The 450-nt window shown below is 41.3% G+C and carries 1 protein-coding gene; it reads left to right on the top strand.

What is annotated here, in order from left to right; translation table 11 throughout:
* Positions 1-450 (top strand): hypothetical protein (locus ACXAG4_RS15520; RefSeq protein WP_475297009.1); only part of this gene is annotated, 450 nt, incomplete at both ends.

The following is a 450-nucleotide window of genomic DNA, read 5'->3' as shown; positions in this document are numbered from 1 at the left end:
AGCGTATAGCTTTGGAACAAGAAGCTGAAAGAAAACGAGTGGAGGAATTAAAAACACAACGTCGTTTAGATTCCATAGCCAAAGTAGAAGCCGAACGCAAACGTATAGCTTTAGAACAAGAAGCAGCAAAAAAGCGAGCAGAAGCGTTAAAACAACAACGCCGTTTAGATTCCATAGCTAAAGTAGAAGCCGCCGAACGCAAACGTATAGCTTTGGAACAAGAAGCTGAAAGAAAACGTTTAGAAGCGTTAAAAACAAAACGCCGTTTAGATTCCATAGCCAAAGTAGAAGCAGCTGAACGTAAGCGTATAGCTTTGGAACAAGAAGCAGCAAGAAAACGAGCAGAAGCACCTGAACGCAAGCGTATAGCTTTGGAACAAGAAGCTGAAAGAAAACGAGTGGAGGAATTAAAAACACAACGTCGTTTAGATTCCATAGCCAAAGTAGAAG

The organism is Seonamhaeicola sp. ABD4_175, from assembly GCF_056160885.1.
This window is presented reverse-complemented; position numbering and strand designations above follow the sequence as displayed.